Raw genomic sequence first — 26,755 nt, forward strand, 5'->3', positions numbered from 1 at the left:
TGATGCTGACCAATGACACGCTGGCCGAATGGGACAGAGACACGTTCTTTCACCCGTCCACGCATCTTGCGGCACATGCCCGTGGTGACACACCGACCCGGATTATCACTGGCGGCGAAGGTGTCTGGATCGAGGACCGGGATGGCCGCCGGATGCTGGATGCTTTTGCGGGACTATATTGCGTGAATGTGGGCTATGGCCGGCGCGAGATCACCGACGCCATCGCGGAACAGGCCCACCAGCTGTCCTATTACCACGCATATATGGGGCACGGCACCGAAGCATCTGTCACACTGGCCCGGATGATCCTTGATCGCGCACCTGCAAATATGTCGAAGGTCTATTTCGGCCTTGGTGGATCTGATGCCAATGAAACCAACATCAAGCTGGTCTGGTACTACAACAACATCCGGGGCTTACCCCAAAAGAAGAAGATCATTTCCCGCTGGCGGGGGTATCACGGGTCCGGCCTGATGACCGGGTCTCTGACCGGCCTTTCGCTGTTTCATAAGAAATTCGATCTGCCGCTGGAGCAGGTCCTGCACACCGAAGCCCCCTACTATCTGCATCGCCCGGATCGGGGCATGTCAGAAACGGCATTCAGTCAATGGTGCGCGAAGCAGCTGGAAGACATGATCCTGGCTCAAGGACCCGACACCATCGCCGCCTTTATCGCCGAGCCAATGCTGGGCACGGGCGGTATCGTACCGCCGCCGGAAGGGTACTGGCCCGCGATACAGGAGGTTTTGCGGCGCCATGACATCCTGCTGATCTGTGACGAGGTTATCACCGGATTTGGACGTCTCGGCACGATGTTCGGCGCAGAACACTACGGAATTGAGGCCGATCTGATGACCATCGCCAAGGGTCTTACGTCTGCCTATGCGCCTTTGTCCGGCAGCATCGTTTCGGACCGCGTCTGGGAAGTGCTGGCACGCGGCACAGACGAGAATGGCGCGATCGGTCATGGCTGGACCTATTCGGCGCACCCGATCGGTGCGGCGGCCGGCATCGCCAACCTGAAACTCATTGATGACCTTGATCTGGTTGGTAATGCGCGCAGCACGGGGCAATTCATGCTGTCCGCACTGCGGGACGCGCTGGCAGAACACCCGCATGTCTCCAATATTCGCGGCGAAGGTTTGCTGTGCGCCGTCGAACTGGCCGACAACCCGGATCAGCTGACAGCTTTTGAACCATCCCGCGCTGTTGTGCCGTCCATTGTCGCTGCAATGGCACAGCGGGGCGTGATCGCCCGCGCAATGCCCCAAAGCGATACTATCGGTTTTGCGCCGCCGCTCTGTATTACCCCCGGCGAAGTTGAAAAGGTTGTTTCCGTGACCTTTGATGCGATCTGTGAGGTGCTTGGAAACCCTGCGGGATAGCGTTTGCCCGGAATTCAGTCTGTCGCCGGATTTTCCACTTGTTTTCCATAAGACTGCCCGATAGGACGGTCGGCGGAGACGTGGCCGAGTGGTCGAAGGCGCTCCCCTGCTAAGGGAGTAGGCGAGGAATCGTCTCGAGGGTTCGAATCCCTTCGTCTCCGCCACTGCCACTAACTATCTGATATTATGTCGAAATTCTCCAGTGGGAACATCGAAACGAGGGTAACTGTTACCCACAAATCGAGACCCGCAGCGGGGAAGGAAGGCATGAAACATATCATTCAACCACGGGGCGACGGCACCGCCTATCGTTTCAACATACGAACTCCCGCCGCTCTGAAAGGAATGATCGACCCATCCACCGGAAAAAAGTTCGGCACCTACATCAAAAGAAGCCTTGGCGGGACAAGGCATCTCGCCACCGCCAAGAAGCTGCGTGACATCCGCTTGGCTGAGGTGCGGGCGATGGAGGCTGACGCTATGAGGGGTGCAGCACTGGGCGACCGTTTCAGTTTGGAAAAGGCGTCAGCATGGGCCGAGGCGCTGCGTGTCCAAAGGGCGGAAGGCGGACCCGAAGACTATGAGCCTGATGTGCAGGACTTGATCGAAGAGGAAGTCAGGAAGGCACCGAAGGCAAGGCGTAAAGCCTTTCAGAAGGTGGCACTCTCGGGCACGCTAAGCCTTGCCGATGCGGTCAAACGCTACCTGCACGACCGAAGACCCGGCAACGGCAACGGCTATGCCCCGCTCCGCAAGACCACAGAGAATGATCTTGGAGTTGCTGTCAGATACCTCTGCCAGTTCATGGAGGGAGACAACAACACGGTCTTCCTTGAGGACATCACGCCTGAATTGGTCTCCGAATTCAGAGGCGACTTCCTGCCCGATCAGACATCACCAAGGGCACCAAACGGGCTTTCCTTGGCAACCATCGACAAGTTGGTGGGCCTACTCCGCAACCTTTGGAATTGGGCCATTGAGCGCAAGCTGACCGGCTACGTAGGGAGCAACCCATTCGAGAACCCGAAGGGTGTTCGAAGGTTGAAGCGGGACAAAAAGTCGAAGAGAGGTATCTTTGAGGCCGACGAAGCCACGAAGATGATGCGAGCATTCCCACGCGGTGATCGTCTGGGCGACATATTCAGGCTATCGCTGGTAACCGGGGCACGCTCTGATGAACTTGCAAAGGTGCTGGTAGTGGACGTGGCCGAGGACGGCTCTGTGTTCACCATCAGAAGCGGTAAGACGGAGAACGCTGGGCGGACCATCCCGGTGCCCGATGCTGCCCGCGATCTTCTTCTCGACCGTATGAGGGTAGCACAAGAAGTGAAAGCTGAACGGCTCTTTCATGAATTCCCATTGCGGCCTGCGACGGGTAAAGCGTCGTCTCTCTCGCAGTTATTCACCAGAGAGCGAAGGAACGTCCTTGGTGCAAAAACGGATGGCCGGTTGGTATTCCATTCCCTCCGCCACACATGGCTTACCAAGGCACGGCAGGCGGGCGTTCCCGCAAGCGATGCGAATGATTTAGGCGGCTGGGCGGGGGAACGGACAAGCTCAAGCGCCTATGACCACGGCCTTCTGCTCAGAGACCTCGCAGAGCGGCAGGAACGTGTGGCTGAGCGGCTTAAGCAGGACGGCTATCTGGTGGCATTCTGACCGAATAGAACGAGTTGAAAGGTTGTAGAGTTAAAGGTGATGCCGAGGACGCTAGCCTGCAATATCCTCACGAAACATCATCTGCTTCTTGGTTGGAATTTAAGGTCAGCGAAGACCTAAACGTTCACGGTATACGCCAATACGCTTTCGTGCTCGGCTTACAATGTCCTCGTAAAACAGCACCTCAGAATACAATTGGCCTAAAGAAACATCGGTTACGTTCTCCCGAAGCGAAATCGTTTGAAAAAAACCGTTCTCTCCCGGGAGTTTTCCAAACCCGGGAAGCCTGTTAGTATTCACAGTGTCACCAATTAGATACCCATAGAATTTCCTCAGTTTTCCACCAGATTTGGCAGCCAGCAGGGTCGCGTATTCGGTTAAGTCCGCAACGTGATTATCCAGACTGACTCCGGGGGCCTTAAACTCAACAATTGCGACAGACCCTTCTTCATGGAAAAGAGCTATGTCGGGACGCCCCTTGTTGTTCTCGTCATCAATTCTCGCCAACATCTCTGCAACCCGCTCGTCAACATCGGCATCAAAGAGATTCTGGTCATCTTTCCACTTGATCTTTTTCAGGGGGACATCGGAAGCGATGTATTTGTAGTAGTGATACTCTTCGCTTAGCAGCCAAACGTCATGATCAACGACTTCATCGGTATCCTTTCGCATTGGAAAGAAGATGTTATGAATAAGAGCTTCGTTCTTTCTACGTTCTCCATCCTCACGGTCCTTCTGGACTTGAAGACCTTCTTTGACCGCAAGCTCTAGAACCTCGATTATGTTGGCCCTCCTTACTACTAGTTGCGATAAGTTCGCCATATCGACGGTCTTCAATGAGGAAGCATATTCCCATGAAAGATCATTTATTTTCCTTCGGAAGTCTTCACTGTCTGGAGCAAGCTCTTTAATGGCGTCTTTCATCTCCATAAGGCTTGAAGTTTCGTCAACAACCTTAGCCTGTAGATTGGTCAAAGCGCGTTTTGCAACCTCTCGAGGAGTGTCGCCGAAGTTCACACGTGTTCCCGAATGAGAAAGCATTGCTTCAGAAACACCAAACTCTTGAGCGACATCATCGACTATCTCCTCTCGACTCCAATCAGGAGGGGTTATCAGCTCAGCGATCTTGTCATCCAGCACGGCATATATGTCTTCAAAGGTAATCTTGCTTCCCTCCAAAAGGTCGCCAGAACCGCCTGACTCGGGTATTTTGTCAAAGCCGTCCCTTTGTTCATTTACGCCTTCGTCCAGCAGAGCGCCCTCCACCAAAACAATATGGTAGAATCCTCTTATGTCGTTGTTCGCTACCGATTTGTTCTTCAAATACTTCTTGGTAATCACATTAACGATTGATGACTTGGCGCAAAGTCCAATGATATTTGTTGGTAGTGGATAATCCTTTTTGTCCAATTTGTAGTGCGTAACAGTGAGGTCGGCTGAAATAGTTTCTTCTTCTTCAGCGTGCACGACAGTAACGGTCGAAACCGAAGTGTGGTCAGGAATATCGCTCGGTTTGAGCACTGCGGTTTCTTCACTTCCGGCAAGGTCGCTAGAGAATTCAATTGAGAAATCACCTAGCTCCTGCTTCAGGCTTACAAACCTCTGCAAAAGACTGAACAGAACATGCTGCTTGATCTGATTTGCTGAGAAAAGACGGTGGATTTCCTGAACTGAGAAAAGTGTTTCTTTAACTTTGGGTGCGAGCTGGGAAAGCCTTATCTGCGTTCCAACCTGCCCAGTTTCTCGAGCATCAACTTGAAAGTCGTCCTCTTCTATTGCCTTCCGGTCTTTTGAGGGTGGCAATCCAACGTGCATGAGCCCGTCAGGAGATGCATAGATCGAAGAAATTGAAATTGTGGTGAAGTGGTGAAAGAACTGAACACGACCCGTTCCTTTGCATTCTCCGATGCCGGGGATTTCCAAGTCGTCCTTGTAGGATGTGTCCTTAGTAAGAAACGCCTGAAGCTGCTCGGGCCCTAAGCCGCAACCATTGTCCGCGCACACGACTTCGAGATCGTATTCATCACCGAGCAAGTTCGAAGTTTCGGCCTTAACCGCCAGCGTGATTTGTAAGGGGGGCTTGTCTGTGGACGCCGCCTGTCGGATGAGAAGGGCGTCAATGGAATTCGCAAGGAGCTCGTCGACAACTACCAGCGGGTTCTTACTGATGCGCGTATTTTTAAGGCTACCGCGTATGTCGAGTGTCAAATTCTGGCTCACTATTCTCATGGACAAACTTCTCGTTGTTATCCGATTAGAGCGAAGGCAGGTCAATGCGGCTCATCGGTGAAATGACTAGAACAAATAGGGAACAAATTCCATTAGAATCGGGATGAAACTCTGGAATCCCGCAGACTCAGAACTCACATTTTGGATTGCGCTCTAGCTAAGGACCAACTCTTTGCTCGGTTGGAGAGCCTTGGGAATCACTAGTTCGAAGAAGCCCAAATCAGTTTCAGCGCAAAGATTTGAGAGCCCGAGATTTATAGAAGAAGCTAGGCTCATCCCCCGGTAGGGGCGCCCTCACGATACGCTTAGCTCCACCTGTGGAGTAGCTCCATAAATGCAATAAAAGCAATGACTTGAAGTCTTTCCTGGGGATCGCCATGTTAGCCCTGCACCGAGTCTTTGCTGCCATCATCATTCCCGAAAGGACACCTTCATGATCATCTTCGATTTCCGCCTCGGACACTTCTCAATCCTCGCCCAGCGTGAACCTAACTGGCACGCGTTTAAGGTCACCCGAGAGGGACCGGGTGAGATCGCTGTTGATCTGCCATCTGCCACCATCGTCCTAACTGACTATCGGCGCACCGTCAGTCATTCCCAATAGAGCAAGGCCTCGTGGGAACTGTGCGGGGGTGTCGAATGATTTCCCAAAAGAATGGTCTTGACGTTTTGGGAATTATTTCCAAAATAGTCTAAGAGACCAGTTGGAAGGATTGACCATGATCATTGGATACGCCCGCACATCCACCCTCGACCAGAAGGCAGGCTTGGAGGCCCAGCAGAGAGACCTTGAGGCCGCCGGTTGCGAGAAGGTCTTCACCGAGCAAGTGTCGTCAGTGGATACCAAGGCACGCGAGAAGCTGGCCGAGGCGCTGGACTACATTCGCGAAGGTGACACGCTGGTGGTGACCAAGCTCGACCGGCTGGCACGCTCAGTGGCGCATCTGTTGGAGGTCTTGGAGGCCGTCACGGCCAAGGGCGCATCCCTCCGCATCCTCTCTATGGGCATCGACACGGGCACCGCTACGGGCAAGCTCATGTTGACCGTGCTGGGGAGCGTCGCGGAGTTCGAGCGAGAGATCATGTTGGAGAGACAGCGTGAGGGTATCGCGAAAGCTAAGGCGGCTGGCAAATACACGGGCCGTAAGCCAACGGCAAAGGCGAAGACCAACGACATTCTCAAACTGGCTGATGAAGGCATGAAGCCACTCAAGATCGCCGAGACCCTCGGCATCGGTAAGTCCAGTGTCTACCGCATCCTTGAAGATGCGAAGGTGTCCAAAATCAATTAACACCGAAACTAGAGGTAAGTGAGCGTCGCCCGAATTTCGTGTCGAGAGGGGCGCGTTTAAATTCTGACACATACTGGGAGTAGATGACCGCCGAAGAAGGCTGGACGAACCAGCTTGGCAACTAACCCCCAACCTAGCCCTAGAGAGGCACCGACCCCGAGCGGTCACATCGAAGCGGTTGCTGAAAAGCGGGTAAGGAAATGGCCTTCGCCGTGGCTAAGCGACGACGGGACGGCCTCTCTGGGGGCACCAGTGATGTTGACTTCTTTCACGAGACCTTCTCGGCGGCCTTAACGGTTGCCGGGAGGGAAACGTGTGGACGCGTCTGTGTCTTAAGGGGTGCGACCAGTGTTTTTCGCAAGTTGTCACATCACTTCTCACATCCATCCCAGCATGCAAAAGGACTAAAGACATGCAGAACAGAACCCCCACGAACATCAACAGAAACGACATCACCACCGACGCCTCTTTCAGGCACCGCTCAGGCCCCGATAGTGGCACCCATTTGGCGGCTCTGAGGAAGACCCTAAGGAACACCGGCAGGCTGGACGCTGTGCTTGTATGGCGAGAGACCGACGGAAAGGGCAACCCAACGGGACGCTTGGTCTTGCTTGACGGTCACTACCGTCTCGCCGCCTATCGAGCAGAGCAAACCGCCGGGAAGATCGAAGGCCGAGACATCCCGGTGGTGATTTTGGCAGGCACACGCATGGAGGCCCACCTCGCGGCCCTTATGGCGAACTCCAAGGACACGCTACCGCTGACCATGCAGGAGCGTCTGAACGCGGCTTGGACGCTCGTGCGGACTTATCTAAATGGCATCTCGAAGCCACGCTTGGCAAAAGCCTCAGGGGTATCCGAACGGACTATCCTTAGCATGCGTCAGCAGATGAAGAAGTTTGCCGAGGCAGGCGAAGTTCCTGATGGCAATTGGCTCATCGACCGCAGGTTTCCTACCGAAAGCGACTACGAACCACCCTCGGACGCTGTAAGGCAGGCAATGGTGGCAAGCCTCTCTCAAGCTCTCAAAGCGGCCCTGAGCGAGGTCAGAACCCGCGACGTTGAGATCATTGGGGACGCGCTACAGGAAGCCCTTGGCGTGCGCCAGTTCGCCACCATCGCGGATTATCTTGGCGGCAGTGATGAAGAAGACGGGGGCACCTTGTGGATGGAACCTGACATCAACGAAGGCGGCTTCATAGACTTCAAAGATGAGCTCATGGGCGACCAGTCAACGCGAAGTCGAGAGAGAGCTTCGGGGGTCAACTAAGAGCACCCCAACCACGCAACCATAGACCACGCAAATTGCGCGGTTCTTGCAACCAATGCGCGCCCCTGTTGGACCACCCGGCAGGGGCTTCTCAATGCATATCTCAAGCGCCCGTTAGCGGGCACCGAAAGGAAGAACATGCCCGACATCTACACACGCCCCACGGGGTCAAAAGCCACAGCAGTCGGAGACCGAAACCGACGCCGCTGGTCACGCCACCTACGCGAACGCATCACATCTCTGGTTTCTCCAGTAGACTTTATGGCCGTAGAAGAAAGCCACGCGCTGAACGAGATCAACTATCAGCGCATGGCCCCAAGCAATTACCCTTGGCGGGACAGGCCGACTTGGACCACAACCCGCATTCGCATCGAGCAGATGGCCACCCTAAGCCTGCTTCAAAGGCGACATCTCAAAGCAACCGGCAAGGAAATCTCACGTGCTGAGGTTTTGGCCGCACTCATGGCGACGGGTCTCGAAGTCATCATCAACCATGAGGACTTTGGCGGCTAAACGCTTTGCGAACGACAAGGTGCACCGATGCGACCAACATACAGGGTCTTCGGGGCCTCGAATTCGTGCCGGGAAAAGGGAGAATGAGGGTCAGCCTAATCGAAGCGAAGATTGACGCTCGGTTATGCTGCCTTCAATCAATTTTTCCGTTATTGCACGTATTCCGTGAGGTCAGAAGAAGAGCGAACCCAACATGAAGCGAACTGCGGTCTTTGTATCCATGCTTCTGTCCAGCGCTGCCAATGCAGATGTGAGAGACGGATTTGTAACGTGGGCATCGTTCGAATGCTCGCACTACGCTGAACTTGCCGGTCGGGAGACAGAACAGAACAATCACTTCGAACGAGGATACGAGACAGCAAAGCGTCTTCTGAGCGAATTGAGAACAGGGGCGATATCAAAAGCTGAAGCCCTCGAAGAGTTCCCAATTGGCCTTTCAATGCGGCTTAGTGGTCCGAGCAATGATTTCATCATCGGACGCGTTTATGAGGCAGCAACAACCAATGCCGATGACCGTGTCATTCGACGGGACGACAACGGATATCCATTGCCAATTGATCAATGGATTTCCAACGAGGAGTTGGTAATGGCGCGTGCCAACGGCCTATACCTCTCTTCGAACTGCTCGGCGCTATAGTCCCAGAGCGGCTTCATCGATGCACAGAAGTAGATGACGATGCAGAGACCTTGATCAGCGGCACAATAGTCACTCGACATGCTGAGCAATTGTGGGTAACAGTTCGCCACCAAGATGTTACCCACATCAATCGAATAAATTCATATGACTAACAGTAGCTTAGTTGGTGCCCGCAAGGCGAGATAAAGTCTCCCTTCGTCTCCGCCATCCAACCTAACTCTGTCAGCGCAGCCCTCCTTGCACTGTTTTCCGGCGTCTGGGCTGAGCATCCTGCCAACACGACGGCAGTAGCGTCATGATCTGAAACGATTTTTTGACAGCGTCTCCGGAGGCACCGTAGTGCGCTTCGCAGTTAGGGTCATTATTTGCGCCCATCGACCAGCGTGGCACCGGTCAACTGAACAAACTCCAAAACCCGACCTTGCCCCCTGCCCGATCTGACCAAACGCCAAGGTCGCACGGCATACCAATCAGTTTTTTAAATCTGAGTAAAAAACTCAGGTTGACATTTCTGACAGATTTACTCAGTATTAATCTCACGTCCAGCCACTCCGCATTCAAAAGGGGAAGCCCGACCGTCGAGAGATGAAAGGATTCCCCGGATGCCAGCGTCTGAACAAACGCCTTCGGAAACGCAGCCTGCGGCCCCCACCGATCGAATTGGGATCGTTGAAACCTGTCTTGGGACCGGTGAAGCGAACACCTGTTCTCTGGAGTGGTGGCTTGACCAAAACAACCGCGAGACAATCCTCAAAGGGAAGCAACGCTGATGTCATTTCACAGCCCTCCGGAAACAACGGCAACGGCACCAAGAGCCTTGCCTACATACCTTGCTAACGACCTTACGAAGGGTGAAAACCAGGCCCGGATCATTCTTGGTGACCAGACGTATGTCTTGCGGATCACGCGCGCTGGCAAACTGATTCTGACCAAATGACCAGTGTTCAGGAAAAACGTGGCGGTGCGCCTGTAGGCTTTATCTCAGAGCTGGAAGCCGTAGAAGCAGCGTCCGTCATCTACCTGCGGCTTTGGTGTGACGGACCGGAATCACAGGCTAATGTCTGGAACGATTTCGCCTCAATGCTGGGGCCCGATCGTGGACGGAAGGCAATGAAGTCTTTCGAAGACCTTTGCCGTCTCTGCGCTCAATATGGACGCAGACCTCTGATGCGCCATTCCCTGAACTGCAAGTGTCTGGGATCAGACGAATCCTGTTTTGCAAACTTCATAGGGGCCGCAGCTACCGGCGAACGGGAGGACGCGATGCTGATCGCAACCCTTCTGGTGCGCCCAGATGTGGCCCCGATCCTCACGTCCCTTGCGGCTGATGTCGGCCATGCACTGAGACAAATGAAATTATGTGCACCGCATCAGTTCGTCGGTGCAGCAGACGACCAGCCAACAAAGCAAACAACACTACACTAGAACGGGACAGTTCAATGAAACACGCATTCCTCTCATCCACCGCATTTGTCGCAACATTCGCGACGCCGGTCCTTGCCGTGGACACCGCAGAGGTACTTGATACCTATGCCGACATTGCCGCGGCGAACTATGCGGACAGTCTGGCGACCGCACAGACACTGCAGGAGGCGGTCAACGCTCTGGTCGCGGCCCCCTCTGCAGAAGCGCTGCAAACAGCAAAAAGCGCGTGGCTGGCGGCCCGCGTTCCCTATCAGCAGACCGAAGTGTTCCGCTTCGGAAATGCCATTGTTGACGACTGGGAAGGCAAGGTGAACGCCTGGCCGCTGGATGAGGGTCTGATTGACTATGTAGATGCGTCCTATGGTGGCCCCTCGGACGAGAACAGCTTTGCCGTTCTGAATGTGATCGCCAGCCCGGCTTTCACGTTGTCAGGGAAAGACGTGGACGCAACCGCGATCACCCCGGAGTTGCTGGAAGAGACGCTCCACGAAGCTGATGGCATTGAGGCCAACGTCGCAACCGGGTACCACGCCATCGAATTCCTTCTTTGGGGTCAGGACCTGAACGGTCATGGCAGCGGAGCAGGAAACCGACCGTGGACCGACTACGCCACCGGCGCGGACTGCACCAACGCTAACTGCGACCGCCGCGCGGAATACCTAGTCGCTGCGACTGATCTTCTGGTCTCCGACCTTGCCTGGATGGCGGCACAATGGACAGAAGACGGCGCAGCACGCGCAGCGCTGTCTGCAGAAACGGATACAGGTCTGGCCGCGATGCTGACCGGGATGGGCTCCCTGTCATATGGTGAGACAGCAGGGGAACGCATGCGCCTGGGCGTCATGCTGAATGATCCCGAAGAAGAGCATTCCTGTTTTGCGGACAACACACACAACGATCATTTCTACAACGGTGTCGGCGTCCGGAACGTCTATCACGGTGAATACGTCCGTGTGGACGGCTCCCTTGTGTCCGGTCCGTCGCTGTCAGATCTGGTTGCCGGAACAGATGCATCACTGGACGCAGAGATGTCTGCCAGACTGAACTATGCTGTTCTGGCACTCGGACGGATCAAGACAGCAGCCGAAGCCGGTTTTGCCTATGATCAGATGCTGGAGCGCGGCAATGAGGCCGGCGAAGCCCTGATTATGGGCGGCGTCAACGGATTGATTGATCAGACACGGTCGATTGAACGGATCGTCACGGCGCTTGGTGTTGAGCAGATCAGCATCGAAGGTTCAGACAGCCTCGACGATCCGGACGCCGTCTTCCAGTAAGTCAGCCACGGGTCCTGCCGACATGATTGTCTGTCACTGCCAGAACATCACTGACGCCGATATCAATGCGGCCATCGACTGGATGCGGGCATCCGACGACAGGACCATCATTACCCCGGGCAAAGTTTATCGGGCTCTTGGCAAGGCAGCAGACTGCGGCGGATGTATGCCACTGTTTCTCTCGGTCATGCGTCAGAACAACAACCTCGAAGTCCCCATGCACCTGCGGCACCTGAGATCCGCAGACACACAGGAAAACCATCATGAACGGCGACACGAAAGTCATTGAATATCTGAACGCTGCCCTGCGTAGTGAACTGACTGCGGTCAGCCAGTACTGGCTGCACCACCGGATGCAGGAGGACTGGGGGCTTGGTCACATGGCCAGGAAATCCCGCGAAGAAAGCATCGAAGAAATGAACCATGCGGACAAGCTGATCGCCCGCATTCTTTTCCTCGGTGGTCACCCGAACCTGCAAAAGCTTGATCCGCTCCGGATCGGCCAGACACCGAAGGAAACACTGGAATGCGATCTGGCCGCAGAACACGGCGCCCGGGACCTCTATCAGGAAGCACGCCAGCACTGTGAGACCGTCGGTGATTTCGTCACCAAAAACATCTTTGAGGAACTTCTCACGGATGAAGAAGGTCACATCGACTTTCTGGAAACGCAACTGGACCTCGTGGGCAAGCTCGGTGAAGAGAAATATGCGCAACTTAACGCCTCCCGGATGGATGAAGCCGGGTAATCTGCTGGTGCCGGCACTGGTTACGGGCTCCATTGCGCTGGCTGAAACACCACCCGGGGGCTCAAACTGGTCCCCTGGTGATCCACACCTGAACGTGGTTCCTCGCACGCCTGACGAAAAAGCCCGCATCGCTGCTGTGACCGCGGTGGCAACGGACTTTGCCGCCCCGCAGCTTTATGAAAACAGACCTGCCGGGGCCGCCACCGTCCGCGCCACGGGGACATCAGATGCGTTCTCGCAGCCTTCTGCCAATATTTCTTTCGAAAGTGAGCTGGACTTCAAAGTGGGGAACGGCCTGTTCCGCAAACTCTGGGTGTCGTCCCCGTCGTCGACGCTGGCATCTGACGGTCTGGGGCCGCTTTACAATGCGCGGTCCTGTCAAAGGTGCCACATCAAGGATGGGCGGGGGCACCCACCGGAAAACGCCGAAGATAACGCTGTCTCGATGTTTCTGAGAGTTTCAGTTCCTGGCCCGCAAGAAGCGGCCATCGCCGGAATCGAGGACTACATCGCCTCACTCCCCGATCCGACCTACGGCACGCAGCTGCAGGACTTTGCCGTACAGGGTCACGCCGCCGAATATGAACTCGGGGTAACTTATTCCGAAGAAATCATCCGCCTGGCAGACGGAACAGAGGTCTCGTTGCGTCATCCAACGTACACGGCCCTCAACCTCGGCTACGGCCCTTTGCACCCGGAGGCAATGCTCAGCCCCCGGGTCGCGCCCCAGATGATCGGCCTTGGCCTGCTGGAAGCTGTGCCTGCCACTGACATCCTCGCGGGTGCGGATCCGGATGATCTTGATGGCGATGGCATTTCCGGCCGCCCGAACATTGTCTGGTCGCATGAGTTCGGTCAGCCCATGCTGGGCCGGTTCGGGCTGAAGGCTGGCAGCCCGACGATCCGCCAGCAGTCCGCGGAAGCGTTCAGAGGTGATATTGGTATTTCCACTCCGCTGTTCCCATCGGGTGCGGGTGAATGCACTGATGCGCAGTCAGCCTGCCAGACAGCGAGGCACGGCGACGGCGATGACCGGATAACGGAAATTGACGATGCCGGGCTGGATCTTGTGACATTCTATAGCCGCAACCTGGCCGTTCCCGCGCGCCGCGCGCCTGATGACCCGCAGGTCATGCTTGGCAAGAAGGTGTTCTATGAAACGGGATGCACGGCGTGTCATACCCCCAGCTTTGTCACGCACCGCCTCAAAGACCGCCCTGAACAGAGTTTCCAGCTGATCTGGCCCTACACGGACATGCTGCTGCACGACATGGGGCCCGGGCTGGCGGACAACAGACCCGAAGCAAAGGCCACAGGACAGGAGTGGCGAACTCCTCCGCTGTGGGGCATCGGCCTGACTGCACAGGTCAGCGGCCACACTTATTTCCTTCATGATGGACGGGCACGATCACTGCTTGAGGCTGTTCTTTGGCACGGGGGCGAGGCGGAAAGCCAACGCGACGCGGTTGTGAACATGACAACCACGGACCGCGACGCCCTGATCAGGTTTCTGGAGAGCTTATGAAACGCGTACTTCTTGCGGCAGCTCTGGTGCTGACACCTCCCGGTGTTCACGCTCAGTCAGAGACATCCGTTATCAGATCCGTGGTTGAAAAACATATTCTGCCGGGCTTTTCGGAACTCTCAGCCGGGGCAGATCGTCTGTCACAGGTTGCCGCCAGGGACTGCGAACCCACCTCCCCGGTTCTGCGATCCGCTTACGGACACGCATTTGATGCCTGGATTTCTGTGAGCCACCTGAGATTTGGGCCAACCGAAGTTCATGACCGCGCCTTTGCGCTCGCGTTCTGGCCGGGCAGTCGGGGCGCCACGCCTAAAAGTCTGAGAGCTTTGATACTGGCCGAAGATCCGATTGTGTCATCGGCGACGTCCTTCGCGCAGGTTTCCATCGCAGCACGTGGGTTTTACGCGCTGGAGTTTCTGCTCTTTGATGAAGAATTTATATCGTTGGGCGACCCCGCCTATCGCTGTAAGCTGATACGGACCATGACCGAAGACATCGCTGCTGTCGCGCGGGGCATTTCCGATGACTGGCAATCGTCATACGCCGGGATCATTGCGGCACCATCGCCGGATGGCATCTACCGGAGCCGTGAAGAAGTCCTGCAGGAATTCTTCAAAGCGTTGTCAGCGGGCCTGCAGTTTACTTCCGAAACCAGGCTGGGCCGTCCGCTGGGTACGTTTGAACGCCCAAGACCGATGCGGGCGGAAGTGCGGCGGTCCGGTCGTTCGGTATCACACATGGTTCTGAGCCTGAGTGCTCTGGGAGAACTGGCTGATCATCTTTCCGCGCCGGACGCCGCCCTTTCGGGCAAGGTGGATCAGAGCTTTAATCGCGCGCTCACACAGCTGGAAAACCTGAATGACCCGGCTTTCGCGACGGTGACAGACCCGCAGGGCCGCATCAGGATCGAAGTCATCCAACAGTCGGTAGATGCTATCCGCGCCGTCGTTCGGAATGACATTGGCCCGACGCTCGGTGTTGCGGCAGGCTTCAATTCGCTGGACGGCGACTGACATGAAGGGACGACGCCACTTTCTGGCAGGTCTAATCGCTGCCGGCCTCCTGCCGAGGCCAACATGGGCTGACGCCGGCTCTCCTGCCTTTCTGTCGGCCGCTGCCAAACCTGATGGCCGCTATGTTCTCTGTGGTATCAGCGACGACCTGCAGGTTCTGTTTCAGATCCCGTTGCCGGGTCGCGGCCACGCTGCCGCGGCCCATCCGACAAAACCGGAGGCTGTCGCCTTCGCCAGAAGGCCCGGAACATTCGCCGTGGTGATCGACTGTGCATCCAGGAGACAAAGTGCCAGACTGGACGCCCCGCCGGGACGTCATTTCTATGGCCACGGCACGTACTCATCTGACGGCAGTCTCCTGTTCACAACGGAAAATGACTACGAAGCGGGTCAGGGCCGCATTGGTGTCTGGGACGTTCTGCGGGACTACAAACGGACGGATGAATGGAGCAGCGGCGGCATCGGGCCACATGATATCCGGCGCCTACCCCATTCAGACCTTCTCGTCGTTGCCAATGGCGGCATAGACACGCATCCGGACTCAGGGCGCACAAAACTGAACATCCCGACGATGCGCCCTAACCTTGCATATGTTGAGAACGGTGGGCTGACCGAAGTCGCAGAGTTGCCACCGGACCAGCACCGGAATTCGATCCGGCACCTTGCAGTGAGCACCGCAGGCGATGTTGCCTTTGGCATGCAGTGGCAGGGAGCAGGCACGCCGGTGTCGCTTGTCGGGACTCACAGACAAGGAGCGAGGCTGTTATTGACCTCAGCACCTGAAGACAAACTGAGGGAACTTAACGGATACGTCGGAAGCATCGCCTATTCAGAGGATGGCCGGACAATTGCAGTTACATCGCCGCGTGGCGGGCGGGCGCATCTATACCGCACGCACGATATGCAGTTGTCTCAGTCGGTCAGCTATGACGAAGTCAGCGGTGTCGCACAGACATCAAACGGACTGCTCCTGACGTCTGGGGAAGGCAGCATGGCATTGCTTCAGAAGCGGCAGTTCCGGAAACGCGCCCCGGCCGGGCTGATGTGGGACAACCATCTGGTGGCATTGGATGATCGGGTCGCAGGTTGATTATGTCCGGGCAGGTGCGGTGTTGTTTGTTTCACTCTGACCGTTCAGGCTGATCTGCAATCAGCTGACTTTTCGCGTTTTGTACCCGTCAGCACCGCGGGCAACATGCGCTGGCAAAATCACAGAGGCCTCCTCGCCGGACACAGTGATCACTAAACCCGAACAGCGATTCGATGGTGTTCAAACACAGCGTCCCGGAGCATCTCCGTGACCAGATCTCCCAGTGCAGCTTGAAGCCCTTCTGCGGTTGCCGGACAGTCCTGCTGCACCGTTCTGAGGATGTTACTGTTTTCAGCCCGGACCAGCCGACCGGTCACGCGACACCCGCCGTCATGACACAAAAGGCTCCCTTCGATCACGAACGCCGCTTCCGCGTTCTGTCCGTGACCGGTGTCCTCCGGCCTGTCGGGATGCTGATCCCCTGCGGCCTGCCCGGTCAGTACACGGACATGTGCCTGCTGCCCAAAACTGTCCTCCAGAAGCGTGCTCACCCATTCAGCGTCACATCTGCCACAGAACCTTCCGCCAATAAAATGAAACGGGGTCAGCAAAACACAAACCCGGTCGTCGCCGGGCGGATGCCGCGAGGAAGAAACACGGGCCGGTACTTTCAGGCGATAGGCTGACGCAGCCGCATTGACGGCAATTCTGTCCGACTGAGCATCACTGCCAAGTAATGCGCACAGGTCGCGGATTTCGGTCCCGATCTTTTCTGAGCACCCGTCCGGCCCTGAAACGCTCAGCAAAGCGTTGATGTTTACCCATCCGCCTTCGGCATCAAACAACAGTCTCAGAAGGCGTGCTGCGGTTTCCGGCAAGGGGTACATCTTCCCTGCCCGACGCACCGTCAGCGCGTCGAAATCAATCTCCGAATCCGCAACAAGGATCCGCATGACAGCCCAGCACCCCCAAACTTACCCGGGAAGAATACCACAGATCACGCCCACACGGGGCTGTTTTATCATTCCAACGGGACCGGTCTGAACCACCGCCATCGCGTCCTGTTCCAGGCATAAACGCGCAAGAGTGTTTTGCCAGGATAACGTGTCAGCTTTTACGCCTTCCAAAATACCCCAACCCGGCCAGTCCGCCTGCCAGGAGAAGAATTCCGGCTGGCAGCGGAATTGCGGTGATCACCACGTCATAGCGCGCTGCCCCCGTGTCATCAGCAACCCGGCTGTCGACTCCAAAGATGTAGTTTTTGCCGGCCTGACCGCTGAAGATCACCGGTCCCGCACCGGGCCCCGTGGTGGACGTAAGATCAGTCCGCAGGCGCCGGCGCTGTTCGGAGGAAGGGTCGTCTACATCGCGCAGGACAAAGTCGGCTTCGTTCGCAAACTGGCCTTCCTGAACAAATCCGCTGGTGATGGGACTGCTCCGGAAAGTCAGCCCGCTATAGATAAACGCGATGTTGAAGTTCGAGTTCGCCCGGAACGTAAAGTAGTCGGCATGACCCACGATACGTCCGAATATCCCGATTTTGCTGAAATCGCTGTCGCCGTTGCCGACGGTTCCCAGGATAAAGCCACGGGACGACGCATCGCGTCCCGCCAGGCGTTCGGTGCCGTCCACACGGTCCCTTTTGCCTTCGGTATACCCGATGGTGCTGGCCGCACCGGGCACCGCCAGAGTCAGAAAAGCCCCCATTAAAAGAGAAAAGAGTTTCATCTCACACAACCTCAGAAGTAATGGCAAACCATCTGTTAACCATGGATTTCGACAAGAATAAGACGCGGTGACCCGGGATTGCGTTAAATTTGTGACCATTTCAGCGCAGGATCCGGGTTGATGTGCATCAAAGCCCGCAGCACGCGACAGGGATATTGTGACTGGGGCGAAAAGGAACAAAACCCATATGCGCTGTGTTGCTGCTCTGCTGATCTGTCTGGCACCTGTTGCACCCGAGGCCGGGCCTGCAGGCGACGCCACCCGCGGAGCGCAGCTTTTTCGCCTGCACTGCGCTGCCTGTCACGGATTGGACGCGCGCGGTCTTGGGCCACTGGCTGACAGCATGAAGATAACACCCCCTGATCTGACCGGATTATCTGCGCGCGGTGAAGGCGCCTTCCCCGTGCGCACGATTGTCAAACGCATCGCCAACCGAAGTGGCGGGAACCGTCCGCACGCCGAGATGCCAGTCTATGGATGGTTCTTTGAGGGACCCGCGGTTACACTCACGTCAGACGATGGCACATCGCTGGAAACAACTGAGGCCATCGCTGATCTGGTGGCCTGGCTCGCGAGTGTTCAGGACTGAGTTTTGTCCCCCGCCGCACCGGTATCCCTTGGATCAAGAATACCTGCCAAAACCCCGCGTCGTGTGACTTGTCCGACAACCTGACCGGCATCTTCCACGGCGATCGGACGGTCATCGTCAATCAGCTGGCGCATCACCTCCTCAACCTGCATCCGTGCGGGTACAGTCTTGCCTGCCTCACCCTTCGCGGGCTCCATGACATCCTGCGCGCGGAGAACACCAAGCGGGTTCATATGCGCCACAAAATCAGCCACGTAGTCGTTCACCGGGCGCGAGAAAATGTCCTGTGGCGTGCCGCACTGCACGATGCGCCCGCCTTCCATGATCGCAATGCGGTCACCCAGTTTGAACGCTTCATCCAGATCATGGCTGACAAAGATAATCGTGCGCTTCAGATCCCGCTGCAGGTCAAGCAATTCGTCCTGCAGTCTTGCCCGGATCAGCGGATCAAGCGCCGAAAACGGTTCGTCCATCAGCAGGATCGGCGCGTCCGTGGCAAAGGCCCGTGCAAGACCAACGCGCTGCTGCATGCCGCCTGACAGCTCGCCAACGCGACGGTCCGCCCAGTCAGCAAGACCGACCAGCTCCAGCTGACGGTCGGTGCGTTCTGTGCGCTGTTTTTTGGGCAGATCCGCAAGCTCCAGCCCAAGGCCGACGTTTTCACGCACGGTGCGCCAGGGCAGAAGTCCGAACTGCTGGAAAACCATAGACACGCATTCGCGCCGGACCCGCCGCAGGTCCCCCGGAGAGCTGTGCGTGACGTCACACGACCAGTCACCGTCAAACACCCGCACGGCCCCGCGCACAACAGGGTTCAGACCGTTCACCGCGCGCAGAAGTGTCGATTTCCCGGAACCCGAAAGCCCCATCAGAACAAGGATCTCACCCTGCTCAATGCTCAGGGAACAGTTATGTACGCCCAGAATCTGGCCGGTAGATTTCTCAACATCTGCCCGGCTTTTGCCTTCGTCCATTTCGGGCAGCGCTTTTTCCGGCGCCTCCCCGAACACAATGGACACGTTGTCGAATTCAACAGCAGCGGTCATTTGCGGTCCACCCTCAGCATGCGGTCCAGCATGATCGCGACAACCACGATAATGAAACCACTTTCAAACCCAAGCGACGTGTTCACCTGATTGAGCGCGCGCACGACGGGCACGCCCAGACCGTCCGCACCGACGAGTGCCGCAATCACCACCATCGACAGCGAAAGCATAATCGTCTGGTTCAGCCCGGCCATGATCTGCGGCAGGGCAAAAGGCAGCTCAACCTTCCAGAGTTTCTGCATCGGCGTTGCGCCGAAGGCGTCTGCCGCCTCCAGCAGCGGTTTAGGCGTGGTGCTGATCCCGAGATGGGTCAGGCGGATCGGCGCAGGCACGACAAAAATCACCGTCGCGATCAGGCCGGGAACCATCCCGATCCCGAAAAAGACAATAGCCGGAATGAGATACACAAAGGTTGGGAGTGTCTGCATCAGGTCCAGCACGGGGCGCATTGCCTGATACAGCCGCGGCCTGTGTGCTGCGGCGATACCGATCGGCACGCCGATGGCCATACAGACCACGCAGGCTGACATCACGAGCGTAATGCTCTCGGTCATTTCTTCCCAGTAGTCCTGGTTGAGGATAAACAGGAAGCCGAGCAGCACAAACAGGCAGACTTTCCAGCTGCGCTGCAGAAACCATGTGACCGCTACAAAAGCCGCAATGATAACAAAAGGATGTGGTGTCTGGAGCACCCAGAGGATGCCATCAATCATCCACTCCATGACGATCGCGAGCCCGTCGAAGAACCATTCGCCATTCGCCTGGAGCCAGTCAAAGAACGCCGCGGCGGTCTTGCCAACCGGGATCTTGGTTTCGGTCAGCCATTCCAGCACGTGTCACCTCTTGTCTGGCAGAAAACGCCCTGCCCGCCCCTGCGGACAGGGCCGGATATTACAGGCCCAGGGCCGCGTTCACCGCCGCAACAGCGTCACCACCATCCACGGTTGTCACACCATCGAGCCAGGCCACAAACGCATCCGGGTTCGCCTTCAGCCATGCTTCCGCCGCTGCATCCGGATCTTCGCCATCGTTCAGGATCGCGCCCATGATTTCGTTTTCCATGGCCAGCGTGAACTTCAGGTTGCCCAGCAGCGCACCCACGTTCGGGCATTCACCGACATAGCCCGCACGGGTGTTGGTGAAGACGGTCGCGCCACCAAGATCGGGACCAAAGAAATCATCGCCGCCGGTCAGATACCCCATATCAAAATTTGCGTTCATCGGATGTGGCTCCCAGCCAAGGAACACGATCGGTTCATCGCGCTTGGAGGCGCGCTCCACCTGAGCAAGCATACCCTGCTCGGAACTTTCCTTGACCTCAAAACCGCTCAGGCCAAAGGCGTCTGCATCAATCATTGACTGGATCAGGCGGTTTCCGTCGTTGCCCGGCTCGATACCGTAAATCTGACCATCCAGCGCATCTGCGTGTTTGGCGATGTCAGAAAAATCCTTAATTCCCAGATCCGTAGCAGCCTTATTTACAGCAAGCGTATACTTGGCGCCTTCAAGGTTTTCACGCACAGTATCGACAGTACCGGCTTCGCGGTATGGCGCGATGTCCCCTTCCATCGTCGGCATCCAGTTGCCGAGGAAAATATCAATGTCACCCTCGGCCATCGATGTGTATGTCACCGGGACCGACAAAACCTTGATGTCCGTCTCATATCCCAGTGCGCGCAGCACCACGGTGGTCGCCGCCGTCGTTGCGGTTATGTCAGTCCAGCCAACATCCGAAAATGTGACTTCTGTGCATTCAGCTGCAGCCGCTGATGCCATCGCGGCAAATGCCAGAGCTGATACAGTTGTTCTCAGGTACATGTCTGATCTCCCTTATTATATTTGGCGGAAGGGTGCGCAGGATTAATGGCGCGGTCAACCGCAAACCTGAATGAAAGCTGTTACAGGCCACAGGTTTATTCTGCCGCTTCACTGGCCTCGTTGTCCGGCAGAGCACGGAACACACCAATGAGCTTGTGAACCTCACCACTGGCATCGGCCCGCGCGAGACCAAAGGATTCGATCGGCACCGTTCTGCCGTCCTTTGTCACGATACGCAGCTGAAAACGGAAATTTCCGCCATCCCTGCTGATCCGGTCAACCTCGCTGCGCACCTTTTCCTGATCATCCGGATGATAGAAGTTAATGCCCGTTTCGAGATCCGGAGTGAACTTCTCCCGGTCTTCGCCATGAATGCGGTAGACCTCGTCAGACCAGTGCAACGTGTTATCCACCAAATTCACGGACCAGTACCCGACGCCAGCAAGATCCTGCAGCAGAAGGAGCTGCGCAACCGCGTCTTCCGCCTCGATACGAGAACCCACAACATCCGTAATGTCCGTTCCGACAGAGTAGATCGAGGAATTCGGAACAGACGGATCGGCGAAGACAAAATTCTCCGTCTTCATCCAGATCTCTCCCTCGCCATCCGGTCCCGGCAGGTGATCAACGTGTTCAATCCGGCCTGTGGTGCTGTCGAGCAGCAGATTGTCACGTTCGGCAACAGCTTCTGCGATCTCTTTGGGTGCGATTTCCTTAAACACGGCACCTTCAGCATCCGCGCGGGTGGTTCCTAGCAGGGCCGCCGATTTCTGGCTGATCCGCAGTACAGTACCGTCTGTCGACCGGTTCATCATATAAATTTCCGCGTGATCAAGGATCAGGTCAAGCTCCTGTGCAAGGCCCGGGAACTCGGACACAACCATGGTCACACCCTTCATCTGGCCGCGCATGTCAAAGAATGGGGAACAGGTCAGTTTGAACCGGGAGCCGCGCGATGTGAATTCACGCGAGATCGGTTCACCCAGCTTGAGCGTTTCGTTGCAGATCGGTGCAAGCGTCGGGAAGCCGTTCGGCACCACACACTGGCTGATATGCGGGTTCGACACCGGGCGCGTCAGACCGAACATATCGGTTGCCGCATTCGTGGCCTGGCTGATCTGCAGCGCTGTATCGAGCACCATGATCGACAATGGGGCGGTTTCCAGCACGGACATTAGCTCGCCGGTACGACCACTGAGTTCAGCCGCTGTCACCTGCAATTCTTCGTTGACGGTGATCAGTTCCTCGTTGGTGGACTGCAGCTCCTCATTTGAGGTTTCAAGCTCTTCGTTCGTTGCCTGCAGCTCCTCGTTGGTGGACTGAAGCTCTTCGTTCAGCGACTGCAGTTCCTCGTTCGAGGTTTCAAGCTCTTCGATGGTCTGCTGAAGCGCTTCGCGTGTCGTGGCCACTTCATCTTCAAGCAGCCGGATACGGTCGTGTTCAAAATCATCGCCCTGATCGGCCTGCTGGCTGGTGGCCCCTTTGGCGCGGTCAACCTGCACCTCGTTGAAAACCACCAGTGCCGCACGTTCGTTGATGTCCCGCGCGATGATCGGGTAAACATCCAGACGGACTTCCTCTTCGTCATCCTCCGCCAGAAGGTGCCGCACACCGGAACGTGTCTCGCCGTTTTTGAGCGCCAGTGTCACAAGGCTGCGCGCCTCTTCGCGGAAAGGTCGCCGGAGCAGGTCGATGTGCATCTTCAGGTTCGATGCCTCACTCACCTCAATAAAGTTGCTGACGTTTCCATAGACACGCACAATCGAATATTCGTCGGTCACCAGCATGGAATTTTTGCCGAGCGACAGCGCAAGAGCCTCGAACATCTGCCGGTCAGTGGAATCGCCTGTCGGCACCGAAGGCTGGACCGGATTGACCGCGCGGGACTGCGGCACGGTTCTGTTCGTTGAAAAGGGTGTTGTGTCGGCCCGCCGGATAGACCGTCGGCGGTAAATATGGGCCGAATTGCTATCCTGAACAAACATCTCGTCGGAACCTGCCACGCTTTCCGCGGTCCCGAGGAACATCAGGGAGCTCTCTGTCATGGCATAGTGGAAACGTGACATCACCTTGTGCTGGAGCGCATTGCCGAAATAGATCAGAAGATTGCGGCAGCACAGCAGATCGACCTTCTGGAAGGGCGGATCCTGACAGACGTTGTGATCGGAAAACAGAATGGCCGACCTGAGCGTGTCGATGACCCGGATGCCGTCGTTCTGCTGAATGAAATAGCGGTCGGCGAGTGTTTTGGGGATGTCGTTCAGTGCGGCCAGGCCGTAAATCCCCTTGCGGGCCACATCCAGCGCATCTTTGTCGATGTCTGTCGCAAAAATCTGGACGTGGTCTTTCAGCGGGACCTTGGCTCCACCGAGCGCTTCGCACAGCAGGATGGCAATGGAATAGGCTTCCTCACCCGTCGCACACCCGGCGATCCAGACCCGCAGCGGCCCGTGGCTTTTCTTTTTCAGAAGTGCGGGCAGCATGTCCCGCAGCTGTTCGAATTCGGATTTGTCCCGGAAAAAACGCGTTACGGAAATCAGCAGGTCCTTGAACAGCGCATCCACCGCATTCGGATTGACCCGGCAGAACTGCGTGTATTCCTCGTGGCTTTCAATCCCGAGGGCAATCATACGGCGTTCAATCCGCCGGTTGATCGTCGTCTGTTTATACTCGCGGAAGTCCACGCGCGTGCGGGCCAGAAGAATCTGCAGCAGATCAGAGGACGGGCTCTTTTCCGATTTCTCCTGGCGGAAGGCATCGAAATCGCGGGGCGATGTCAGGATTTTCTGCAGATGGGTGCCGATCTCAAACGGACGCAGCACGAGGTCCACACAGCCGGTCTGCATCGCAGCCATGGGCATGCCATCGTATTTCGCGCTTTCTGTGTCCTGCGCGATGGTGATGCCACCTGCCTCACGGATCGCCTGCACACCATACGCCCCATCCGTGCCGGTCCCGGACAGGATGATCGCCATGGATTTCTCACCATGCCCGTCCGCGAGGCTCAGCAGGAAACGGTCGACCGACGGCTTCGGCGAGGCGACTTCAGTGCTGGGCTCCACCAGAAACAGCTTGCCTTCATCATAGACCACGTCTGTTTTGGGGGGCGTCACGTAGATGACGTTTGGCTGGGGCACCATACCGTCAGTGACATCAACCACGCTCAGCGCGGTCTGTCGTGCGACAAGTTCGGTCATCAGACTTTTGTGGTGTGGCGACATGTGCTGGACGACCACATAGGCCACGCTCATATCTGTGGGCAGCGTAGAGACGAGTTCCCGGATCGCCTCAAGACCACCTGCCGAAGAACCGATCCCGATGATCGTCAGATCACTTGTTTCTGATGTGCTCACACTCAGCCCCCCTGATGTGTTTAGTCCGACCCTGCGTCCGGCGTTCCTCCAGATGTCTCACCCGGGGACCGCACTTGGCAACCCTTAGTTGCGTCTGATCGGGTAAATCTACCGATTTATTACGATTTTCCGTGAGATATCCGGGCAGAACGCGGCGCGCAACAGGCACCGTACGGTGCGTTTACCAAATTCGCAGCCGCATCAGGCAATCTGATCACAATAGTTTTATAGATAGTGTAATTCCAATGACCGATATGACACAGCCAGCCGCAATGCCCTCCGTGCTTTCAGAGCGTACAATGACGCTGAACCTTGTTTTGAGCGAACAGGCGGGCATTGTTATCCGCTCCTGCGAAGTCGTGGCCCGCGGTTTCCGGAACCGGATCTCTTTCAGCGGCGAACAGGACATCAGCGGTGTGCTTGTTTCCGTGCTGGACCGGGCGGTCCGTGACAGCCTTGAAAAAGTCCCCGATGAAGGAGCGCACGTTGTGTCGCTGCCGGAATTTCTGGTCGAGCTTCCGGGCCTCGCGCTGTCGGGCGTTCATCTGATGATCATGGAGACACGTGACGGGCTCCGCAGTGCTATCCTGCGGTTCAAGGAGTTCATGGGGTCGCTCGGAAACGCCTTTCTGCGCGATATCGGCTTTCAGGAAGAATACGCCAGTCACGCAGAGCGGCTGGCCACAAGTGTTCTGTCCGACATCTGTATGCCGATGCTCAATCTGTGCCGTGAAATGGAGTTCGCACTGGCCGATGGTCTGGCCGAACCGGCACCCGAGATTGTCGCCAGGGCCCGCGAATTCGAATTTCAGACCGAACTTCTCAAACGGTTCATCTTTAACGCGGGGCGCGGCATGTCAGACCCGACGCTTGCGCACCTGAGCTCAGAGGTTCCCGCCTCTGTCAGACTGCTGCCCGGGCAACGGTAGCGGTCACCCTTGGCGCGGCTCCGGTCCCGTGGCAGAAGATGTCGGAGACCGAGACCGGAGCCGCCCATGATCTTTCTTCACAACGACTCACTGCGCGTTCAGGTATTTCCGGTGGGCGCAACGCTGGCCGGCCTCTGGCTGAGGGGGACTGCAGCCCATTCCCTTGTACTGGGAACGGAAAATGGCGCTGGGTATGACAATGAACTGACCTATGCAGGCGCGGTGGTCGGCCCGGTTGCCAACCGTCTCAGGAATGCACGGGCAAAGCTCGACAGGCAGATTCTGACCCTGCCCGCCAATGATGGCAACCACACCCTGCACGGCGGCCCGGACGGCCTGCACAGGGATATGTGGGAAGTGAGCGACCAGACCACAGACACCGTTACGCTGCACACAAAACGCGCACAGGGCGAAGGCGGCCTGCCCGGAAACCGGACGTTTCAGGTACAGTATGCACTGAATGACCCCATGTGCCTGAATGTGATCCTCTCCGCCACAACGGATGCAGACACACTGATCAATCTGGCGCACCACCCCTACTGGAACCTCGACGATTCAGAAGATGTGTCCGGCCATACTCTGAAAGTTCACGCGACAGAGTACCTCCCGACAGATGCGGACACACTGCCGAACGGGGTTCGGGTCCCTGTCGCAGGCAGCCCATACGATTTCCGGAAACCCCGCCCCATTCCTGTCAGTCAGTCTCTGGACGCCAGTATCTGTCTCTCAGAAAACCGCCGCGACTCGCCTGTAACGGCGGCAGTTCTGACCGGGTCGACGGGGGTCAGTATGACAATCGACACCACCGAGCCGGGCCTGCAGATTTATAATGGCAGCGGTTTGCCACTGTCCTCACTGACACTGCATGATGGCCGCACTCTTGCCCCTTTTGCGGGCGTGGCGCTGGAACCACAGGGATGGCCGGATGCCCCGAACCATCCTGATTTCCCAAGCATAGTGCTGCGCCGCGGGCAGCAATACCGCCAAATCACCCGGTACCGGTTTTCGGTCTGATTGTCTGAAAATGTCATGTTCCGGTCATCCAGACGCCCTGCGACCGGCAGAAATATCCTGCATGTTGTGTGGCGTAACGAGTAATTTTTTACCCGCAAAGGAACCGGTCATGTCAGAGCAACCTGTGAAAGCTCCAGCCCCCTCTCCCGCACCATCCGGTGCAGGCGCCAAACAATCCGCACCTGCAGCACCACAGCCGGTGATTACCGATTACGCCAGCCTCTGAGGCCTGAATCCACTGGCAGTACCCGCGCACAAGTCGTATCCTGCGAGG

At 56.8% G+C, this 26,755-nt stretch carries 25 protein-coding genes and 1 tRNA gene; 19 read left to right on the top strand and 7 right to left on the bottom strand.

The genetic code is table 11. The features are described 5' to 3' along the window. Positions 1-2: 2 nt before the first annotated feature. The 3 genes from AB4K19_RS07940 (at position 3) to AB4K19_RS07950 (ending at position 3,044) form a co-directional block, all read left to right on the top strand. Positions 3-1,385 carry an aminotransferase class III-fold pyridoxal phosphate-dependent enzyme gene (locus AB4K19_RS07940; protein ID WP_375227883.1) on the top strand — a complete coding sequence of 461 codons (1,383 nt, stop codon included), beginning with the start codon at positions 3-5 and terminating at the stop codon, positions 1,383-1,385. A 74-nt stretch (positions 1,386-1,459) separates the two neighbouring features. Further along, positions 1,460-1,549: transfer RNA gene (locus AB4K19_RS07945), tRNA-Ser, on the top strand. Between the two features lie 103 nt (positions 1,550-1,652). Next, entirely contained in the window at positions 1,653-3,044 is a 1,392-nt protein-coding gene (locus tag AB4K19_RS07950; protein WP_375227884.1) for a tyrosine-type recombinase/integrase, read from the top strand. Between the two features lie 105 nt (positions 3,045-3,149). Here AB4K19_RS07950 and AB4K19_RS07955 read toward each other — a convergent pair whose 3' ends face one another. Continuing rightward, positions 3,150-5,273 (bottom strand): hypothetical protein, encoded by a 2,124-nt coding sequence (locus tag AB4K19_RS07955; protein ID WP_436399417.1) that lies wholly within the window; start codon positions 5,271-5,273, stop codon positions 3,150-3,152. 433 nt (positions 5,274-5,706) lie between these two features. Here AB4K19_RS07955 and AB4K19_RS07960 point away from each other — a divergent pair, with 433 nt between their 5' ends. From AB4K19_RS07960 to AB4K19_RS08020, 13 genes are all read left to right on the top strand, one after another. Beyond that, positions 5,707-5,877 (top strand): hypothetical protein, encoded by a 171-nt coding sequence (locus tag AB4K19_RS07960; RefSeq protein WP_375227886.1) that lies wholly within the window; start codon positions 5,707-5,709, stop codon positions 5,875-5,877. 115 nt (positions 5,878-5,992) lie between these two features. Further along, positions 5,993-6,565, top strand: a complete 573-nt coding sequence (locus AB4K19_RS07965; RefSeq protein ID WP_375227887.1) for a recombinase family protein — start codon at positions 5,993-5,995, stop codon at positions 6,563-6,565. Between the two features lie 412 nt (positions 6,566-6,977). Beyond that, positions 6,978-7,835, top strand: a complete 858-nt coding sequence (locus AB4K19_RS07970) for a hypothetical protein (RefSeq protein WP_375227888.1) — start codon at positions 6,978-6,980, stop codon at positions 7,833-7,835. A gap of 261 nt (positions 7,836-8,096) precedes the next feature. After that, on the top strand, positions 8,097-8,348 hold the full coding sequence (locus AB4K19_RS07975) for a hypothetical protein (RefSeq protein WP_436399418.1): 252 nt from the start codon (positions 8,097-8,099) through the stop codon (positions 8,346-8,348). Between the two features lie 193 nt (positions 8,349-8,541). Continuing rightward, positions 8,542-8,985, top strand: a complete 444-nt coding sequence (locus AB4K19_RS07980; RefSeq protein ID WP_375227890.1) for a hypothetical protein — start codon at positions 8,542-8,544, stop codon at positions 8,983-8,985. Between the two features lie 769 nt (positions 8,986-9,754). After that, entirely contained in the window at positions 9,755-9,922 is a 168-nt protein-coding gene (hemP, locus tag AB4K19_RS07985; protein ID WP_375227891.1) for a hemin uptake protein HemP, read from the top strand. After that, complete coding sequence (locus AB4K19_RS07990) at positions 9,919-10,410, top strand: hypothetical protein (RefSeq protein WP_375227892.1); 492 nt, start codon at positions 9,919-9,921, stop codon at positions 10,408-10,410. The genes hemP and AB4K19_RS07990 overlap by 4 nt, the downstream gene beginning before the upstream one ends. 14 nt (positions 10,411-10,424) lie before the next feature. Beyond that, positions 10,425-11,687 carry an imelysin family protein gene (locus tag AB4K19_RS07995; RefSeq protein WP_375227893.1) on the top strand — a complete coding sequence of 421 codons (1,263 nt, stop codon included), beginning with the start codon at positions 10,425-10,427 and terminating at the stop codon, positions 11,685-11,687. 22 nt (positions 11,688-11,709) lie between these two features. Next, the gene (locus tag AB4K19_RS08000; RefSeq protein WP_375227894.1) at positions 11,710-11,976 is read left to right on the top strand and encodes a (2Fe-2S)-binding protein; all 267 of its coding nucleotides are present in this window, start codon (positions 11,710-11,712) and stop codon (positions 11,974-11,976) included. Next, positions 11,951-12,436 (top strand): bacterioferritin, encoded by a 486-nt coding sequence (bfr, locus tag AB4K19_RS08005; protein WP_375227895.1) that lies wholly within the window; start codon positions 11,951-11,953, stop codon positions 12,434-12,436. Before AB4K19_RS08000 ends, bfr begins: the two co-directional genes overlap by 26 nt. Beyond that, on the top strand, positions 12,423-13,961 hold the full coding sequence (locus AB4K19_RS08010; protein WP_375227896.1) for a di-heme oxidoredictase family protein: 1,539 nt from the start codon (positions 12,423-12,425) through the stop codon (positions 13,959-13,961). The genes bfr and AB4K19_RS08010 overlap by 14 nt, the downstream gene beginning before the upstream one ends. Continuing rightward, positions 13,958-14,974 carry an imelysin family protein gene (locus tag AB4K19_RS08015; RefSeq protein ID WP_375227897.1) on the top strand — a complete coding sequence of 339 codons (1,017 nt, stop codon included), beginning with the start codon at positions 13,958-13,960 and terminating at the stop codon, positions 14,972-14,974. Before AB4K19_RS08010 ends, AB4K19_RS08015 begins: the two co-directional genes overlap by 4 nt. Position 14,975: 1 nt before the next feature. Beyond that, positions 14,976-16,064 carry a DUF1513 domain-containing protein gene (locus tag AB4K19_RS08020; protein ID WP_375227898.1) on the top strand — a complete coding sequence of 363 codons (1,089 nt, stop codon included), beginning with the start codon at positions 14,976-14,978 and terminating at the stop codon, positions 16,062-16,064. 152 nt (positions 16,065-16,216) lie between these two features. Here AB4K19_RS08020 and AB4K19_RS08025 read toward each other — a convergent pair whose 3' ends face one another. Beyond that, on the bottom strand, positions 16,217-16,957 hold the full coding sequence (locus AB4K19_RS08025; RefSeq protein WP_436399419.1) for a hypothetical protein: 741 nt from the start codon (positions 16,955-16,957) through the stop codon (positions 16,217-16,219). Between the two features lie 154 nt (positions 16,958-17,111). Next, on the bottom strand, positions 17,112-17,732 hold the full coding sequence (locus AB4K19_RS08030) for a VPLPA-CTERM sorting domain-containing protein (protein WP_375227900.1): 621 nt from the start codon (positions 17,730-17,732) through the stop codon (positions 17,112-17,114). 187 nt (positions 17,733-17,919) lie between these two features. Between AB4K19_RS08030 and AB4K19_RS08035 the strand changes: the two genes are divergently transcribed. Then, on the top strand, positions 17,920-18,321 hold the full coding sequence (locus AB4K19_RS08035) for a c-type cytochrome (RefSeq protein ID WP_375227901.1): 402 nt from the start codon (positions 17,920-17,922) through the stop codon (positions 18,319-18,321). Here the strand turns inward: AB4K19_RS08035 and choV are convergent. The 4 genes from choV to AB4K19_RS08055 all read right to left on the bottom strand — a co-directional run bounded on the left by choV (position 18,312) and on the right by AB4K19_RS08055 (position 24,538). Further along, the gene (choV, locus tag AB4K19_RS08040; RefSeq protein ID WP_375227902.1) at positions 18,312-19,367 is read right to left on the bottom strand and encodes a choline ABC transporter ATP-binding protein; all 1,056 of its coding nucleotides are present in this window, start codon (positions 19,365-19,367) and stop codon (positions 18,312-18,314) included. The genes AB4K19_RS08035 and choV overlap by 10 nt on opposite strands. Next, positions 19,364-20,197: a choline ABC transporter permease subunit gene (gene choW / locus AB4K19_RS08045; RefSeq protein ID WP_375230864.1), complete on the bottom strand. Its 834-nt coding sequence runs from the start codon at positions 20,195-20,197 to the stop codon at positions 19,364-19,366. The genes choV and choW overlap by 4 nt, the downstream gene beginning before the upstream one ends. A 61-nt stretch (positions 20,198-20,258) precedes the next feature. Then, the gene (locus tag AB4K19_RS08050; protein ID WP_375227903.1) at positions 20,259-21,185 is read right to left on the bottom strand and encodes a choline ABC transporter substrate-binding protein; all 927 of its coding nucleotides are present in this window, start codon (positions 21,183-21,185) and stop codon (positions 20,259-20,261) included. A gap of 95 nt (positions 21,186-21,280) precedes the next feature. Next, positions 21,281-24,538, bottom strand: a complete 3,258-nt coding sequence (locus tag AB4K19_RS08055) for a chemotaxis protein CheB (protein WP_375227904.1) — start codon at positions 24,536-24,538, stop codon at positions 21,281-21,283. 245 nt (positions 24,539-24,783) lie between these two features. Here AB4K19_RS08055 and AB4K19_RS08060 point away from each other — a divergent pair, with 245 nt between their 5' ends. Both AB4K19_RS08060 and AB4K19_RS08065 read left to right on the top strand, forming a co-directional pair. Further along, complete coding sequence (locus AB4K19_RS08060) at positions 24,784-25,467, top strand: hypothetical protein (RefSeq protein ID WP_375227905.1); 684 nt, start codon at positions 24,784-24,786, stop codon at positions 25,465-25,467. 66 nt (positions 25,468-25,533) lie between these two features. Beyond that, positions 25,534-26,481, top strand: coding sequence for an aldose epimerase family protein (locus tag AB4K19_RS08065; protein WP_375227906.1), 948 nt, complete (start codon positions 25,534-25,536; stop codon positions 26,479-26,481). Positions 26,482-26,755: the final 274 nt, after the last annotated feature.

Source organism: Roseobacter phycocola, from assembly GCF_042055075.2.
GTDB lineage: Bacteria > Pseudomonadota > Alphaproteobacteria > Rhodobacterales > Rhodobacteraceae > Roseobacter.

Bases quoted from the DNA above. Each gene is read 5' to 3' on its own strand.
- AB4K19_RS07960 (WP_375227886.1), top strand. From the start codon at position 5,707: ATGATCATCTTCGATTTCCGCCTCGGACACTTCTCAATCCTCGCCCAG.
- AB4K19_RS08010 (WP_375227896.1), top strand. From the start codon at position 12,423: ATGAAGCCGGGTAATCTGCTGGTGCCGGCACTGGTTACGGGCTCCATT.
- AB4K19_RS07965 (WP_375227887.1), top strand. From the start codon at position 5,993: ATGATCATTGGATACGCCCGCACATCCACCCTCGACCAGAAGGCAGGC.
- bfr (WP_375227895.1), top strand. From the start codon at position 11,951: ATGAACGGCGACACGAAAGTCATTGAATATCTGAACGCTGCCCTGCGT.
- AB4K19_RS08015 (WP_375227897.1), top strand. From the start codon at position 13,958: ATGAAACGCGTACTTCTTGCGGCAGCTCTGGTGCTGACACCTCCCGGT.
- AB4K19_RS08030 (WP_375227900.1), bottom strand. From the start codon at position 17,732: ATGAAACTCTTTTCTCTTTTAATGGGGGCTTTTCTGACTCTGGCGGTG.
- AB4K19_RS07975 (WP_436399418.1), top strand. From the start codon at position 8,097: ATGGCCGTAGAAGAAAGCCACGCGCTGAACGAGATCAACTATCAGCGC.
- AB4K19_RS07990 (WP_375227892.1), top strand. From the start codon at position 9,919: ATGACCAGTGTTCAGGAAAAACGTGGCGGTGCGCCTGTAGGCTTTATC.
- choV (WP_375227902.1), bottom strand. From the start codon at position 19,367: ATGACCGCTGCTGTTGAATTCGACAACGTGTCCATTGTGTTCGGGGAG.
- AB4K19_RS08035 (WP_375227901.1), top strand. From the start codon at position 17,920: ATGCGCTGTGTTGCTGCTCTGCTGATCTGTCTGGCACCTGTTGCACCC.
- hemP (WP_375227891.1), top strand. From the start codon at position 9,755: ATGTCATTTCACAGCCCTCCGGAAACAACGGCAACGGCACCAAGAGCC.
- AB4K19_RS07950 (WP_375227884.1), top strand. From the start codon at position 1,653: ATGAAACATATCATTCAACCACGGGGCGACGGCACCGCCTATCGTTTC.
- AB4K19_RS07995 (WP_375227893.1), top strand. From the start codon at position 10,425: ATGAAACACGCATTCCTCTCATCCACCGCATTTGTCGCAACATTCGCG.
- AB4K19_RS08050 (WP_375227903.1), bottom strand. From the start codon at position 21,185: ATGTACCTGAGAACAACTGTATCAGCTCTGGCATTTGCCGCGATGGCA.
- AB4K19_RS08065 (WP_375227906.1), top strand. From the start codon at position 25,534: ATGATCTTTCTTCACAACGACTCACTGCGCGTTCAGGTATTTCCGGTG.
- AB4K19_RS08000 (WP_375227894.1), top strand. From the start codon at position 11,710: ATGATTGTCTGTCACTGCCAGAACATCACTGACGCCGATATCAATGCG.
- AB4K19_RS07955 (WP_436399417.1), bottom strand. From the start codon at position 5,273: ATGAGAATAGTGAGCCAGAATTTGACACTCGACATACGCGGTAGCCTT.
- AB4K19_RS08060 (WP_375227905.1), top strand. From the start codon at position 24,784: ATGACCGATATGACACAGCCAGCCGCAATGCCCTCCGTGCTTTCAGAG.
- AB4K19_RS07940 (WP_375227883.1), top strand. From the start codon at position 3: ATGCTGACCAATGACACGCTGGCCGAATGGGACAGAGACACGTTCTTT.
- AB4K19_RS07970 (WP_375227888.1), top strand. From the start codon at position 6,978: ATGCAGAACAGAACCCCCACGAACATCAACAGAAACGACATCACCACC.
- AB4K19_RS07980 (WP_375227890.1), top strand. From the start codon at position 8,542: ATGAAGCGAACTGCGGTCTTTGTATCCATGCTTCTGTCCAGCGCTGCC.
- AB4K19_RS08020 (WP_375227898.1), top strand. From the start codon at position 14,976: ATGAAGGGACGACGCCACTTTCTGGCAGGTCTAATCGCTGCCGGCCTC.
- AB4K19_RS08025 (WP_436399419.1), bottom strand. From the start codon at position 16,957: ATGCGGATCCTTGTTGCGGATTCGGAGATTGATTTCGACGCGCTGACG.